Genomic DNA, 15,655 nt, shown 5'->3' on the forward strand with positions numbered 1-15,655 from the left:
AGTGCGACACGGCACGCCCCGCACGCGTCACGGTCACGAACGTGAGCGACGTCACCTACGAACTCCGGGACATCGACTCGGCGGGGATCGACGCCCTCACCGGTCGACCCCTCCTCGAACCCGGTGAGACGTACACGATGGATCACCTCCCGAACGGGGTCGCCGTCTTCCGGGCGTTCGAGCCCGGGACGAACACGCCGATCGGTCCTCGACGGCGGGTCGAGATCGACTGTCCCCAGCCCCTCGAAGTGGCCGTTCGCGGGCGGAGGATCGACATCACGAACGGTGGCGGTCGGACCGTCCAGGTCCGCGACCTCGACGCCAGGGGCGGCAACCTCCTCACCGGTCGGCCCCGGCTGGACCCCGGTGAGGTACTGACGAAGCGTGGCGTCGCTCCCGACAGCTACTACGTCCAGGCGTGGGACGGCGGCGAGAATGCCCGGCTCGCGCCGCCGATCGAGGTGGTCGTCGAGGACGACGAGGCGTTCTTCGACGTCGAGTACGTCGCGACCGGTTCGAGCACCAACGCGGGCGACGAGTATCGGATAGACGTGGGTATCACGAACACCGGCACGGAGCCCGGAATGCGGCGGGTCGAGCTCAGATTCGACGACGAGGTCGTCGCGACGAGGGAACTAGAACTGGACGCGTCGGCCTCGACCGGGATCAGGTTCGTCCTCCCGGGCGAGCGGACCATCGAGTTCGAGCCCAACCGGTCCTACACCGTGACAGCCGACACCGGTGACGATACCGGGTCGACCGAGAAGTACGTCCTCTAGCCACGATCCCTGGCATCGCCGGCCGGTTCGTGATCCCCGAGCGGACCGAACCCGGATGGGAGTCGCTTGCTCCTCGCGTCCGCTCCTCGCATCGGGACCGGCCGGATTTTGAACCGGAGCCGTTCCGCTCCCTCCGTTCTCTCCACGGCAGGGTTCGAATCGGCCGGCCGTGCGGTTCGCTCGTTACGTCGGTTCACGGCTCCCTACGGTCGCCGTTCACACGAGGTTCTCGCTCTGCTCGAACCTCGCTGTTCCTCGCAGAACCGCTATGGGACCGCCCGGATTGAAGCCGAGTCGATTTCGGGTCACTGGTCCTCACCCCCCTCGTCGAAATCGAGCCGATCAAGGTACGGTCGCCGCCGCTTTTCCATCTCCTCAACGTACTCCGGTTTGTCGTAGTGCTTCTCAATCATGCTCACTGAGGTGTCCGCCCGCTCGGCGACGACGTCGGCCGGGATCTCCTGGTTCCGCATCCAAGTGATCGCGCCGGTGCGGACCTGATGTGGGCTCCGAGAGGACGGGCACTTACTGGCCGTCGAGTAGGTGAGGAACTCGCACGTCTCCCTGTCGTTTCCGTGCGGACAGTCAGAATGGAGACAGGGAACGGTGGCGAGGTACATCCACCCCCGGATTCCGCCGAGCGAGGGGCGGCCTCGTTGCCCGGTGAAGAGTGGTCGCCGGCCGTAGTCGTCTCGGATCTCGACGCGGTTCTCCTCGATGTAAGCATCGAGGACGGCACACGCCTCAGCTGGGAGGGCGACGGCTCGCTCCCCCTTGTAATTGTTCTTCAGCGGCGTTTCCTCGCTCGGCCGGTGATGATACTCAAGGTACTGCTCGTCGGAGTGGTAGTCCCTGAGATCGAGCCCCCGGATCGCCCCGTTCCGCGGAGGGCCACCGAACCACGTCAGTGTGAGGAGTGCGTGGGCTCGCGAGTGTCGCTCTCGCGGGTCGTTCTGATAGTAGGTGAACAGCCGTTTTGCGTCCTCCTCGTCGAGCTTAGTCTCGTCGACGTCAGCCTCAGGCGGTACCGTCGGTGGTTCGACCTTCTCCGGGAGACTCTCGTCGACGAGATCGCTCCGCGCACAATACTCGAAAAAGTTCTCGAGCGTCCCGAGCTCGTTGTTGAGAGTGACCACCTCGAGGCCCTCCGCGCGGCGGTAGGCCTCGTAGGATTTGAGATCCCAGCCGGTGATGTCGCGGATCGAGTCGAGCCCCTCGGCCTCGCACCACTCGATAAAGTGCTTAAGCCGATAGTGGTAGGCCGAGACCGTCGACTCGGCCATCGAAACGCGGAGTTTGTCGAGCCAGTATTCGCGGACCTCTCGCGGAGAGAGGTCGGGAATCCGATCCCCACCGTCGGCCGTCGGTGCGATTCTAATGCGGTAGCTCCCTGGATTGGTGCATGATTCACTCATTAGTCGTAGACCTCCTGCAGGTACTCCGCCCTATGGCGCGGACAGAGCGTTCTCGACTCTTTACCGGTATCCGGCTCTACTCTGGCGATAAGCTCCGATTCGTCACACGTCGCTACTTCGCATTCCGCGCTTTCGAGCGAGGTGATCGTCGCGATCGGATCAGGGGTGGGCATCAGGACGACACCCTCAGGTAATGCTTGCGATGGTACCGACAGAGCGGCACACTCTCCCCGTCGGCACCTTCTACACGGTGGACGTCCCTGCGTGAGTAGCAGTTCGGAGCGGCACAGAGGCTCGAGGAGACTCGATGCGGCTTATTGTCGATCTCTGGGTCGTCGTTTACGCTGGCAGACATTGCTAGCTTCTGGGACCCGGTTTGATTGGCACCGGAGAGCCCGGACCCACCAAGGAGGGTATGACAGACGGGGCGCTAACCGCCCCGAAATCTCTTTGAACCCAGATGCCCAACGCTCGGACACGGGATTCACCCCTCCAGGTGGTCCCTGGTTCGGCGATCGGGGCACGCGCTTTACTAGGCATGGTGCCCCGCGCCGTTCAGTTCTAATCACTGTCGAGTTGTACCTATCATGACCTGCTCTTATTCGTTAGTCTCGTAGTCGCTCACCATGTGTTCTAAGAGCTCTCCATAGGACTGTCCGCCCGTTTTGAGGCGGCGCAGCCGGTCACGAAGGGCAGGCCGTACAGCGATCGTCGTGTATCGGTTCTTGCCTTGTGACACAGAATCCCTCTATAGGGAGGGAGAATATAACTTATATGGAACTTCCTGTTTTATATCTACCTGTCATATCTTCTTGAGCAGGAAGAGAGTTACAGATCGAAAATGAGGAGAAGCGAGGGTCTCAGAGGAGACGGGGAACAGGGGGAAGGAGATAGCACGGGAAGCTACGTATCAAAAACAGTAGGAACCGGATCAAGTAGGTCACGGGAGTTTGCCTGAAGCGTAGGAAGCTCTTGTGCTACCCTCATTCCCCGCTACATCCTCGAGAGGTTATCGCACGTCCTATTTGATCATTACCGCTGTTGCGCCTTCTCTATCAGTTCCATATATCCGACTCATTGCATTCGATGTGCTGTATATAGAGGATATATTCAGCAAGCGGGAAAATAGAGCGAGGAAATCTAACCGGTAAATGTAATACATGAGGCACTATTGATATAAGAGGTAATGGTGGGGCTGGAGGATGATTGGCGGAAATGGGTCGTACTCGCCCTACTGCTGATTGGGTTAACCGGAGTCGCCTACTGTCTCGGTTACACAATCTCCGGCACTGAGGAATCGATTCTAAATACCTTGGCTAGGGCTCAGGCAGCGATTTTCGCTATTGTATTCTCTGTCCTCATCCTCGGTGTTCGATTATCCGCCTCCAGTTACTCACCACGGCTTGCCTCCGCGTTCAGTTCAGATCCAGCCTACAAATGGGCCGTTGGAATATTCGCTATCTCGATCGGCTTTGATGTCGCTGTCCTCTACCTCATCGATCTCGTTTCGGATTTCCGGTTAACTATTTTCGTTCACACAGCATTTTTCCTAGCTATTGGTTCGTTCTGGACTATGTACGAATTTGTCAATGAGACACTCGAGAAAACGACTCCAGAAGGAATTCTCGACCAAATAAGCGATAATCTAGCCCCAGAACACATTATCTCTGAATCAGAGGCTTCAGCTGAAGATCCGACTAACCGAGATCCCTTCCTCACCCTAATCTCAGTCATCCGGTCTTCAATAGAGCAATCTGACCGGGTCAGCGCCAAAATCGGATTAGACATACTCGCCGACCGAATCAACGACTTACTGGAAACAGGCTCAGAGGAGGTTTTCAGAGAAGAATCCCCTGTAGACAAATCGCTGGAAAACGTCTGCGTGGATCAGCTATCACACATTGTTGAAGACGCCGTAGATGAAGACTTGACCCAAACCGCGATAGAAGTCACGAATACAGCAGAGTCGATCGGTGAAACAGCGATTGAGGAGGAAGTAGAACGACCTCTTGAGCACGTTCTTGAAGGCCAAACCGATCTAGTCAACTTACTCGGATTTGCACAAAGTGAGGAACGTGTCCGGAGGGACGCTATCGACACGTCTCGAGGATTAATCTCGGATTCAATTGATGCCGAGTTGTGGTATCCGGCAGCAGTCGGAACTAGGAGATTGGGTTGGAGATCTGCTGCTTCAGTGATGAAGCGTGGTGGCGACCAGCGACAAGATGAACGGTACACTACCCTGTTGATTAATGGATTCCCGAAGTATTTGAGGGATCTACTCCAGTCCGACAAAGAACTCACTGAATACCAGACTACTGCATGGCACTATAGATCATTAGAAGATGTTGACCCAGCCGATTTGCTAAGCTGGGCGTGCTACAAATCGATGACCGAATTAACCTCTGCAGCTGTAAGGTACGAGATCAAAACTGAAAGACCATTTCTCAACTGGAAGCACGCGACCCACGGATGGGTGGAAGGTTTCGAAGAGCTTTACGAATCAGATCTAGAGACCCTGACTCGGATATGGATGGGTACAGTTCTCTACTTAGATTATCTTGAGTCAGAAACCGGCCCGGTTGTCTTGAATGACGTCGATCCCCACCGCCTATACATGAAGGATTATGGCTTTACAGTGGACACTATTGATTCTATTCTCGATGGTGACATTGACGCGAGAATACGGATGGATTCTTACCCAGGAGGACCTAATCCGATCGATTCTGGCGGCATTAATTATACTGTGCCGATTATCAGAGACCCCGATCAGACGTTCCAAGAGTTTCTTGAACATCAGAGATCAGTGTATGAGGCCGTAGATAGCTCCGCGGGAGGACGCGTTGGTGGTTTTTGGGACCTTGATATAGATGATCTGGACGACAATAAAGAGTGATTTGCAGAGAGGATATCAAGGATTATGGATTCAAATTATTGTGATATCCGTTTCCTTTTCTCGGAAATTGAAACCAAGCTTGTTAATCCGAACACTCGGTTCTCCAGCAGGTTATAATGCTCCTCATTAGAGGCCGTAGAGATCCGTCCGCTTCAGTGCGCGATCGACCGTCGGCCGGGACGTCCCGAGCTCCCGAGCGGCCTGTCGCTTGCTTATCTCCTCCTTTTGCACCATGTCGAGGACGGTCACCACATGGTCATAGTTCTCGCCCTCGAGGAGCCGACCGTCCTCCTTCTGAAAGCCGAGCGGCGGCCGGCCGTGGTGATAGTTCTCCTCCCGCTGTCGCGCCGCTATGCCCTCCCGAGTCCGCTGCTGGACCATCTCCGCCTCGAGTTCGGCGAACACGCCCAGCAGCCGAAAGAGCGCCTTCTGATATGGGTCGTTGTCGTCCGGCCTCATCGTCAGTCCCTCCGCGAGGATATGGAGCTCCGCCCTACCGTCCGCGACGCGCTCTGCGGTCCGATCGAGGTCTCGGATCGACCGGGAAATACGCGACACGCTGTTGACCACGACTGCGTCGATTGTGCCGGCGTCGACGTTGTTCATCAACTCCCGGTACCCTCGACGAGCGGTGTCGGTCCCAGTTGACCGGTCGCGGTAGACCTCGATGTCGGAGAGCGCAGCGCCGAGCCGAGTCTGAGCGTATTCCGTGGTCGCGTCGATCTGTCGCTCAAGGCTTTGATCATCGGTCGAGACGCGGCAGTAGCAGGCAATCATTCCGTGCCGGGGGTAGGGACTCTTAAACCTAGAGCGTTTCGTACAGGCTGTACGAAAACATCCGTTTTTGTTGTAACGATAATTGGGGAAAAAGCACCCCGATAACGCCGCCGGTCAGTTAAGTCGGGAAATTGATTCCTTCTAAGCAACTAATTATAGAATTTTTATCTGTCATAAATGACACCATCAGTGAGGGCACTAAGTAGATTCCAAGATGTGGTAAGTGAAATATATATTATATGATCAGTTGGACTTTGTGATTCTATTCTTTGTGATACTAATTATCGCTATGAGTAATTCACGGAGAAGTACTGCTGAAACTGTTACTGAATTAATGAGTAGCATTACTATGCTTTCGAAGAGTAGGAATCGGGGAATAAAGACAGGTAGATCGGTCGATAAGGACATGAAACCAATAAATAAAGTTGCGAGCATTAATATAAAAATTAGACCAATAGATCTATTTAAGAAAATGTTTAGATCATGTTTTTCGAGAAATGACGCGCTGATACCAGTGATTCCGATGAGAAGTGTGATTACTAAAACCATAATTTGCACGTATAGATCAGTCAGGAAATCAGGAGGAATCAAGAGGAAAGCTGCAAGCAGAGACGTGGTTAGAAAAATGCATGCATCAATTTTCGTGTATATTTTGATATACAAATAGACATTAGATATATTAACACTTTCAGATATTATGAAGGAAATTATAATAATCGTTAAGAATGAGGCTATCAGTGCTAGCAACGCGTTAGCAAGAACGATCGCCGGGAATGCAATGACAATGGAAACTATAAAATATATTACCCCGTTTCGGAGGGCTTGAAAAGACTTATTCAGATCTTCACGATGCTCTTCCAATGTCGAAAAGTTACATGCAATAACTTGAGAATAGTGTTTTATGCTTTCATCCGAGCTGTTAGAACCATTTTTCGGCAATCTATATCTGATTCCATTTCTTGATGTAGAGAAACCGGCCGCTTCTGGCGCGATAACTCTGAGTTGGAAGAAAGGAGCTAGTAGTAATATATGGACCACTGACAACAAAACAGCCACGACAAATACAACCATAATGCCTTCAGCTATAATTTGTGCCTGAATATCGTTCAAGAACCCAAACGAATTGTTGATATTTATTGATAAATCTTCGACCCGTTCCGGAGTCGCATACGAGCCGAAAACCGGATCTTGACCAAATACTGCAATAGATCCGATAGTAATAATAAGTCCGATAATACTAAGTTCAATCCTTAGAAAGGAGCGGGCAGTCTCGTCAAGGTGTCTTTTCGTTTCTAACTGTTGGCCAATAGTCCACTGAATACTCGACGAAGGAGAGGCCGAGGAGTTGTTTGGATCGCGTTTATTTGTCAAATCATTCAATGAATGATAGTTGAATGTTATTCAATCTTTCCAAAACGCTATACAGCTTGGAGCCAGCGCTACTAACCGAAGCACCCAACCCGAGAGAGGCATGATCACGACGGCGGTGGAGTACCCGGGAACATATCATCAGTATCATGGATGAGCTCTCCGTACTCATGGTCTGATGTTTCGCTAATAGTATCTCGGGGGTTAGTGACAAAGCTCCGGAAGTCCCACGTATAGGTACTTATACGAGAGACTTCCGCAACTGTCTCCTCATCCTCAACGACTCCGAGTTCCACTTCTCCATGGTCGCTCACCCGGTGTAGACCATCATCACGCCACACGTAACCACGCCCCTCAACTGTTCGGGCCAGGTATCCGCGGGCGGCCAGCGTGTTCAGATGCTCACGTACCTGCCGTTCGCCAATAGTGACGTGGGGATGATCGACAATATTCGCCGTCCGCCAACTGGTGAGACCGCTCGCGGCGTCGAGGACCTGGCGCATCCCGTCACTCCACACTTTCAGCACCCGTCCTTCACCGGCGGTCGGTACCCACTCGGGAAGGGTATCCGTATGAACATAGACGACGGCACCGTTCCCATCCCGACCGAATCGCATGGCCGCTTGGAGGGTATCGTGCTCTCGCATATGGGTGAGTACTCGGTCGCCGAAGGGCCCGTATGAGAGCTCCGCCCCTTTCCCGCCATTCCGTTCAACGGGCTCACCGGCGTAGGCCCCCCACTTCTTGATGTACCCGTCGCCGTAGTGATTCGACCCAATCACGGCACCAAGCCGGGTGTCGTCGAACTCGTTACTCCCGAGGACGTTCCCGTAGTGTTTCGTCTCCTCGACGAGGTCGAGAATCCCGGCTGCATCGTATTCGACCTCGGCCGCTGAAGTCGTAATTACCGACGGCCGCTCGCCGTGCTGCTCAGCAATGGCCTCGAGGAGCGCCGCGTCCTGCTCACCGTTGACGTGGTCGGCTGAGTTGTAGGGCTTGATCCACTCCGTCGTCCGAACGAGGTTCAGATTAAGGGCGTCACGGATATACTCGGCCCGTTCCTCCCCCTGAAGGACTTGCCGGTGATTGAGTCGCTCACCGAGGGTAAGTTCCCACATACGTTTTATTGGCGTCCCATCGAGAGCAACAACCCCACTCGCGTACTTGAGCGCCGGCGGCCGAAGGAGAGAAACCGAGCCCCGTGCCCGGTTGAATACCCCAACACCGGCGTCCTCGAGGTCGGCACGCTCAACCCCATTCTCGAGGTCGTCGCTCGCAAGGAGCGTAAAGACGGCGAGGGGCGCAGCGGCGTGGGCGCTCGCGTCGTCGAATACATCCGTCTCCTCAGAGTCAACGCCGTGCTCGTCGAACCACAGCAGGGCGTCGGCGCGTCGGCGCTCGTCGTCCCGGTTCTCCAGTAGATCGGTGTAGCTGTCGAATGGGACGTTGTCCGTCGTTTCGAGCCAGTAGGACACGGCTCCCTGGAGTTCTGGGCCAAGGAGCGTTTCATAGGCGTCGGGGAACTCGTCGAATACCACCGTCCGCCCGGTGGTCACCTTCGGCTTGTGCGCGTGAGAGTAGTGGCCGATCAGGACGTCGTACTCAGTGGGGTGAAAGTCCCATTTGCTCGCGTAAGGACACCGCTGTCCTTCATGCTCTTGACAGGGGAGCGGCCGATCGAGGACGTACTCGGCGCTTCGGTGGATCTCCTTTGGCGTTGCCCCTCGGTTGTACCAGCCACGAACGGTGTCAGCCCATTCCTCACCGTGCTCACCGTTCGCCGTGAGACAGTCGCGGGTGAAACTCGGGAGCGTGTAGTGACTCAGCCCGTGCTCGTCGCACCAGTCGCGAAACTGCTGATACTGCTCTTTATGCCCTCGGCCCGTGAGGACGGTCACCTGCTTGCCGGTGTCGGCGGCCGCTTCGATCGCGCCATAGGATTTGCCCATCGTCGGAAGCGCCTCAACGAGCACCCGGTCACCTCGCTCGTAGGCGCTCGCAATCGCCCTCACAGTCCGCTCGCGAGCGCTCTCGACGGTGAGAGCATCGTCGCCCTGTCGGGCGGCGTGTCGCCAGTCCCACCCGCTTGTAGCCGTGGTAAGGTCTCGAACAGCAGTCGGGAGGACAGCGACGTGCTCAGCATCCACCTCTTTCCCCCCGACGTACTCGGGGATCGGAGCACCAGCCTCGCGAGCGGCGTCGACAGCTGCCCACCACTCGTCACCGACGAGCCGGTCCCACGGCATCGAGAGAATGCCCTCCTCAGCCGCAAAGAGCGAGAGGACACCGAATCCCTCGCCGTGCTTGTGATCGTAGAACACCGCCTCGCCCGCTGGCCGATGGAGGCTATCGTTTCCACTCGAGGTCCGGTAACTGGAGGGGTCCCACTGCTCCCACCCGGTCCCGTCCTCGCCGACCTTCCTCGCTCGGAGAGGGAGGTCCGACGGCCGGAGGTGGTCGACGGCCTTCAGTACGTCTCGCATCTCCTCCGTAGTCTCGTCGATAGCCGTCACTGTCGGCTCGTACTCGGCGAGGTCCTCTCGGTCGCGATCGGTGTCGTGGTGGACTTCCGGCTCGGCTCGGAGTGCCTCGTACTCCTCGAGGACGGTCCGCAGCGCGTCGGCATCCCACTCGGCCACCTCGAGCGGTGTCCCCACAACGTGATCACCCGTCGCGACGTTCACGTGTTTGCCGGCGTAGATCTCGATCGTCGGTGGAGTGTCGTTCGCACCCCACGGTTCGGTATCGATGTCGAACACCGCTTGACTCATCCCGTTCGGGAGCTCCCCTCGGTAGTAGGCGTGCGCCCCCGTCCCGGACGTGCTGACGTCAGCGTAGGTGAAGCCGAACGCCTCGAGGAGACGGACGAACTCGGGATGTACCTCACCGGTCTCGGGACACCGGACGTCGTCGCCGTCGACGAACGCAAAGGGGTCAGATTCTAACTGGATGAACACCCGCCCGTCTAGTCGGGGATCGTCCTCAGCGAGTCTGACGGTCTCGCCGTCGGTGTAGTTCGCCTCAAGTCCCCACTTCCACCGGGCGTCCTTCTCCTCGTCGGCGTCGGGGTGATTACGGCTGCTCCATGGTGCGAAAGGGAGTTTCCCCCGTCGTCCCATCCACTGCTCGCGGATGAGTAGCGCTGGCGGGTAGGTATCCGGTTCGACCTCGGTGAAATCCGCGCTAGCAAAGCTCTCCGTTGTCAGCGAGGGTGTTCTCTGGGGATCAGGGGTGGGGTTCGACCCGATAGTTCCATCCTCCACCCCGAGCGTTTCGGGTGACTCCTCGGACGCGGCCGCTACTCCGGGGAACATCCCGCCCGTGTCCTTCCCGACGAGTTCACCAGCGTCGAGCGCCGCCTCCACGCGCTCGTAGGCCTGAGAGACGGATATGTCGGTAGCGTCGGCGTATGCTTCGGCTACCTGCCCAACAGCAGGCTCGTCGACGCCGAGGCTGTCGAGCAAGCGTCTCCACTCGACGCCCGTCACGGGTAACACCTCCCCTCGTCGAGGGCTGGACAGGGCTGCTCGTCCTCTCGAATGTAGCCGCCGCAGAACTCGCAGATGGGGGGCTCCAGTTCGACGGTCCGACTCACCGGAACCACCCCCTGCCGGAGGGGATTATACCCCCGGCTATGTGGCGCAGGATTTCCGAAAACCCACTTAAGGGGATGGGACCGCCCGGATTTGAACCGGGGTCAACGGCACCCAAGGCCGCAAGTATACCAGGCTAACCCACGGTCCCGTACCCGGTATCACGCACACCACGAACCAAAGCGTTTCGCTTACACCGCGAACTCACACGCCGTAGATGAACGCGATACCGAGCGTCGTCACGACGGCGAACAGCAGTTGCAGGGGCGTTCCCACTTTCACGTAGTCGGTGAAGCGGTAGCCGCCGGGGCCGTAGACGAACAGGTTGGTCTGGTAGCCCACGGGCGTCATGAACGCCGTGCTGGCGGCGAACGTCACCGCGAGGACGAACGCGAACGGGTCGCCGCCGACCTGCCTGGCCGTCTCGAACGCCACCGGAATCATCAGGACGACGCTCGCGTTGTTCGAGATGACGTTCGTGAGGAGTGCGGTCACGAGGTACATCAGCCCGAGCACGCCGAGCAGCGGGAGCGAGCCGGAGGTTCCGACGATCAGTTCGGCGACGAAGTCCGCGCCGCCGGTGCGTTCGAGCGCGATCCCCAGGGGGATGACCCCCGCCAGCAGGAAGATGATGTCCCACTGGACGGCGTCGTAGACCTCGGCGGGTTTGAGACAGCCGGTGACGACCATCAGCACCGCGCCGGCGAGCGCCGAGACGACGATGGGGAGGACGTTCAGGGCGGCAACGCCGACCACGCCCGCGACGATGCCCACCGCCAGGGGGACCTTCGAGCGCCGGAAGTCCGGGCGTTCTACCTCCTGGGCGACGATGAAGTTCCGGTTGGTGTTCAGCCGGTCGACGCTGTCGCCGGTCGCCTGGACGAGCAGCGTGTCGCCGACGCGCAGCCGGAGGTTGTCCATCCGCTGGCGGATGACGTCGCCGCCGCGGCGCAGCGCGAGGACGGTCGCGTCGTAGCGCTGGCGGAAGTTCGTCGACGCGAGCGTCTCCCCGGCGAGGAACGACCCGGGGGCGATCACCACCTCGACGAGGTTCTCCTGCTCCTCGGCCTGTTCGAGTTCGTCCTCGTCGACGGTGACGTCGGGCAGGAGGTCGAGCCCCTCGACGTCCAGCAGTTCGACCAGGGTGTCCCGGTCGGTCCGGACGGCGAAGACGTCGCCGGCCTGGATCACCTTCGGGGCGAGCGGTTCGAGGAACACCTGGTTGCCGCGGATGAGCTGAACGAGGTCGACGTCGAAGTCGGTCTCCTCGAGGCCGCTCTGGACCGTCTCGCCCACGAGCGGGGAGTCCTCGCGGACGACCACCTCGGTGAGGTACTCGGCCATCCCGAACTCCTCGGTCAGGTCGTCCTGTGCCCGGATGCGCTCGGGGAGGAGCCACCGACCGACCGTCAGCAGGTAGACGAATCCCGCGACGCTGACGACGAGACCGAGCGCGGTGAACTCGAACATCGAGAACGGTCGGCCCAGGTACTGCGGCCTGGCGACGATGTCGCTCGCGAGGATGTTCGTCGACGTGCCGATGAGCGTGAGCATCCCGCCGAACATCGAGGCGTACGAGAGCGGGATGAGGAGTTTGGAGGGCGAGGTCCCCCCCTCGTGGGCCAGGTCCGTGACCATCGGCAGGAGGATGGCGACCGCCGCGGTGTTGTTGATGAACCCCGAAATCGGCCCGACGAGGGTCATGGTCGCCCCGAGCTGACGGGAGAGCGAGTCACGGGTGAACCGGGCGATGCGTCGCCCGAGTATCTGGATGATGCCGGTCCGCTGGACGCCCGCCGAGAGAACGAACATCGCGAGCACCGTCAGCGTCGCCGAGGAGGCGAACCCCGAGGTACCCTCCGCCGCGGAGATCCCGGTGAAGTTCACCGGGCCGGACGACCCGAGGATCATCAGCGCGACCATGATCCCGATGGCCGTGATGTCGATAGGGACGGGTTCGAGCGCGAACAGCACCAGCGCGACGAGGATGATGCCGAAGACGACCAGCATCCCGGGCGTCACTGGTGGGAGTGCCACGTCGGAGGGACTCCTGGAGCGGCTAAAAAGGTCCCGACAGAGGCGGCGCGTCCCGCACCGTCCCGGTCGTCGTGTATTCGGTCGACTCAGTGCTCGTCCATCAGTTCGACCTCGGCCACCACGTCGTAGGGGTGTTTCCCCTGCCGGACGGCGTCGAGCATGACGAACGCCTCGTCCGGCGAGAGGAAGTGCCGGCAGACCGCCCGGCCGAGCGGCGTCGGGGAGAGCCCGTCGATGAAGCCGTACTCGATGAGTTTGGCGAGGGCGTGGCGCGTGGGCACCTCCCCGACCATCCGGTCGTTGAGTCTCTTGGCGTGCTTGCCGGCGACGACGAGGTTGGCGAGGGTCTCCTCGACGGCCGCCGCCTCGTCGTACCGGGTCTCGACCGACTCCATCTCGCCCTTCAGCAGTTTGAACGCCACCTCATCCTCGGTCATCTCCTGTGAGCCGTGGTAGGTACAGTCCGGCTCGACGAGGACGTACACCGTCCCTTCGTCGTGGTAGTCCGGTCGGCCCGCCCGCCCGAGCATCTGCTCGAACTCCTGGACGGTGAGCCACTCGATGCCCATCGCCAGCGAGTCGAAGATCACCTGCGAGGCGGGGAAGTCCACCCCGGCGGCCAGCGCCGCGGTGGTGACGACCGCGGCGATCTCCTGGTCGCCGAACATCCGTTCGACCTTCTTCCGCCGGCCGTAGTCGAGCCCGGCGTGGTACGGGGCGGAGTCGTACTCCAGCCGCCGGGAGATCTCGTGACATCGCCGGCGCGAGTTCGTGAAGACGATCGTCTGACCGCGGAAGCCCTTGCTCGACTTCGTGTCGAACGCCCGCCTGACGAGTTTGTTCTCGACCTCCTCCTTCTCGCGGCCGTCGCTCGTGAACGTGACGTGGCGCTCGATGGGGACCGGGCGCTCCTCGAACTCGATCAGGTTCGCTCTGAGCTTCCCCGCGAGCTCCTCGGGGTTGCCGACGGTCGCCGAGAGGTAGATCCACTGGGTGTCCATGTCCCGTGGCTCGCGGCTCCGCCGCTCGCCGTTCCGGGAGGACTGCGTCGTCCCGCGTTCCGTGTAGTACTTCAGCCGCGAGACGAGCCCGTCGAGCCGGTGGCCGCGCTCGTCCTCGCCGAGCGTGTGGATCTCGTCGATCACCACGCTGCCGATCTCCCCCAGATCCCGTCCCGTACGGAGCGCGTGGTCGATCCCCTCGTAGGTTCCGACGATGATGTCCGCGCCGGGGTCGAACCGGTTGCCGTCGTCGTTGATCCGCGAGGCTCCCACTCGGATGGAGACGTCGACGAGGTCGCCGTAGCGCTCCCGGAACGACTCGTACTTCTGGTTGGCGAGCGCGACCAGCGGCACCAGGAACAGCATCTTCCCCTCACCCTTCAGCACGCGGTCGATCCCGGCGAGCTCGCCGACGAGGGTCTTCCCGGTCGCCGTCGCGCTCACGACCAGCTGGTCGCGACCGTCGAGCGCGCCGTGCTCGACCGCGAGACTCTGGACTGGCAGGAGCGTGTCGAACCGCCCCGCGACCTTCGATTTCAGGTCGGGGTGAACGTCGAGCTCCGAGACCGGGACGAGGTCGACCTCGTCGGTGGTCGCGGAGATGGTGTCGAACCGCGTCAGGTCCGGGTCGAGGTCCCCCGAGAGGAGGTTCCGGATGCGTTCGAGGTCCCCGACCTCGAGGAGCAGATCCTCCAGCCGGTCCCGCGCGCCCGAGCGGAGCCCCCTGAATTCGGCCTCGCGTTCGAGTTCGCGCATCGCACAGTCCGGACAGACGTGTTCGTTCCCGTCGACGATGGCCGTCTCGGTGGTCAGCGGCGAGTAGCGTCCGGCGTTCGCACACAGCCGGCACGTCCGAACGACCTTCGCCTCGAGCTGGTAGCCGTCGAGCAGCTCGCGGAGCTCGTCGCGTCCCTCCCGCGAGGTCTGCTCGGAGATGCGTATCCGGCGGGCGCGCCGGGCGAGTTCGACGAACTGCTCGGGCCCGCGGAGGTCCTCGTCGTTGCCCGTCCTGACCCGCAGACGGGCGGGGCGGGGGCCGGCACCGGTCTGCTTCACCTCGAGGGCCCCCCGGAGCACCCGCTCGCCGTCCCGCTCGACCGCGACGAGGTAGGTCCCGTCGCGCTCGTGGAGGAGGAGCGTCTCCACCTCCGCGACCTGCTGTGACACGCGCTCGTGTAGGCGGCCGCGGTACTTCACTCGCCCGGAACGCTCCGACACCGAGTGGAGGAAGTCGAAGAGGGAGACCGACGGCGAAGAGTGTTTGGTAGGGGGGGTCGTACGGCGGGTATGGACGAGGAGACACCGACGACGGACGGCGGAGCCGACCAGCTGTCGAACCCGGCCGACACCCACGGTCTCGATCCGGTGGTCCGCCGGGCGGACGAGGTCGACTACGAATCGACCGACGCCGCGCCCGGCCTCCGGAAGGGCGTCCTCGTGGGCGAGGACGAGGGCGCGCGCAACCTCGCGATCCGCCGGTTCACGCTCGACGCCGGCGCGAGCGTCCCGAAGCACACCAACGAGATCGAACACGAGCAGTACGTCCTCGAAGGGGAGTACGTGGTGGGGATCGACGACGAGGAGTACGAGGTTTCGGCCGGCGACTCGCTGTTCATCCCCGCGGGCGTCGTCCACTGGTACCGCAACGAGGGCACGGAGCAGGGGGCGTTCATCTGCGCGGTGCCCGTCGGCGACGACAGCATCGAACTGCTCGACGAGGAGTAGCGGCCCGATAGGGAGGAGTTTCGCGGGGAGAGACTGGTCGCGGGGGTACGAGCGCGGACTCACC

General features: G+C 60.1%; 9 protein-coding genes and 1 tRNA gene. 3 read left to right on the forward strand and 7 right to left on the reverse strand.

Going from position 1 to position 15,655, the window contains the following annotated elements; translation table 11 throughout:
* Nucleotides 1-41 precede the first annotated feature (41 nt).
* Nucleotides 42-779 (forward strand): hypothetical protein, encoded by a 738-nt coding sequence (locus WDJ58_RS00300; protein WP_338915625.1) that lies wholly within the window; start codon nucleotides 42-44, stop codon nucleotides 777-779.
* A 305-nt stretch (nucleotides 780-1,084) separates the two neighbouring features.
* On the opposite strand, the gene WDJ58_RS00305 is transcribed toward WDJ58_RS00300, so the two are convergent.
* Entirely contained in the window at nucleotides 1,085-2,194 is a 1,110-nt protein-coding gene (locus WDJ58_RS00305) for a tyrosine-type recombinase/integrase (protein ID WP_338915627.1), read from the reverse strand.
* 1,186 nt (nucleotides 2,195-3,380) lie between these two features.
* Between WDJ58_RS00305 and WDJ58_RS00310 the strand changes: the two genes are divergently transcribed.
* The gene (locus WDJ58_RS00310) at nucleotides 3,381-5,090 is read left to right on the forward strand and encodes a DUF2254 family protein (protein ID WP_338915628.1); all 1,710 of its coding nucleotides are present in this window, start codon (nucleotides 3,381-3,383) and stop codon (nucleotides 5,088-5,090) included.
* Between the two features lie 126 nt (nucleotides 5,091-5,216).
* Here the strand turns inward: WDJ58_RS00310 and WDJ58_RS00315 are convergent, their stop codons facing one another.
* The 6 genes from WDJ58_RS00315 to WDJ58_RS00340 all read right to left on the reverse strand — a co-directional run bounded on the left by WDJ58_RS00315 (nucleotide 5,217) and on the right by WDJ58_RS00340 (nucleotide 15,033).
* The gene (locus tag WDJ58_RS00315; RefSeq protein WP_338915629.1) at nucleotides 5,217-5,867 is read right to left on the reverse strand and encodes a recombinase family protein; all 651 of its coding nucleotides are present in this window, start codon (nucleotides 5,865-5,867) and stop codon (nucleotides 5,217-5,219) included.
* A 243-nt stretch (nucleotides 5,868-6,110) separates the two neighbouring features.
* Nucleotides 6,111-7,238 (reverse strand): hypothetical protein, encoded by a 1,128-nt coding sequence (locus WDJ58_RS00320; protein WP_338915630.1) that lies wholly within the window; start codon nucleotides 7,236-7,238, stop codon nucleotides 6,111-6,113.
* A gap of 104 nt (nucleotides 7,239-7,342) precedes the next feature.
* Complete coding sequence (locus WDJ58_RS00325) at nucleotides 7,343-10,723, reverse strand: hypothetical protein (protein WP_338915631.1); 3,381 nt, start codon at nucleotides 10,721-10,723, stop codon at nucleotides 7,343-7,345.
* A gap of 183 nt (nucleotides 10,724-10,906) precedes the next feature.
* Nucleotides 10,907-10,979 (reverse strand) — tRNA-Pro (locus tag WDJ58_RS00330).
* 53 nt (nucleotides 10,980-11,032) lie between these two features.
* Nucleotides 11,033-12,838 (reverse strand): SLC13 family permease, encoded by a 1,806-nt coding sequence (locus WDJ58_RS00335; protein WP_338917896.1) that lies wholly within the window; start codon nucleotides 12,836-12,838, stop codon nucleotides 11,033-11,035.
* A 113-nt stretch (nucleotides 12,839-12,951) separates the two neighbouring features.
* A complete protein-coding gene (locus WDJ58_RS00340; RefSeq protein ID WP_338915632.1) occupies nucleotides 12,952-15,033 on the reverse strand; it encodes a DEAD/DEAH box helicase in 2,082 nt (693 codons plus the stop codon).
* Between the two features lie 120 nt (nucleotides 15,034-15,153).
* Between WDJ58_RS00340 and WDJ58_RS00345 the strand changes: the two genes are divergently transcribed.
* The gene (locus WDJ58_RS00345) at nucleotides 15,154-15,591 is read left to right on the forward strand and encodes a cupin domain-containing protein (protein WP_338915633.1); all 438 of its coding nucleotides are present in this window, start codon (nucleotides 15,154-15,156) and stop codon (nucleotides 15,589-15,591) included.
* Nucleotides 15,592-15,655: the final 64 nt, after the last annotated feature.

This window comes from Salinirubellus litoreus (assembly GCF_037335815.1).
Lineage (GTDB): Archaea > Halobacteriota > Halobacteria > Halobacteriales > Haloarculaceae > Salinirubellus > Salinirubellus litoreus.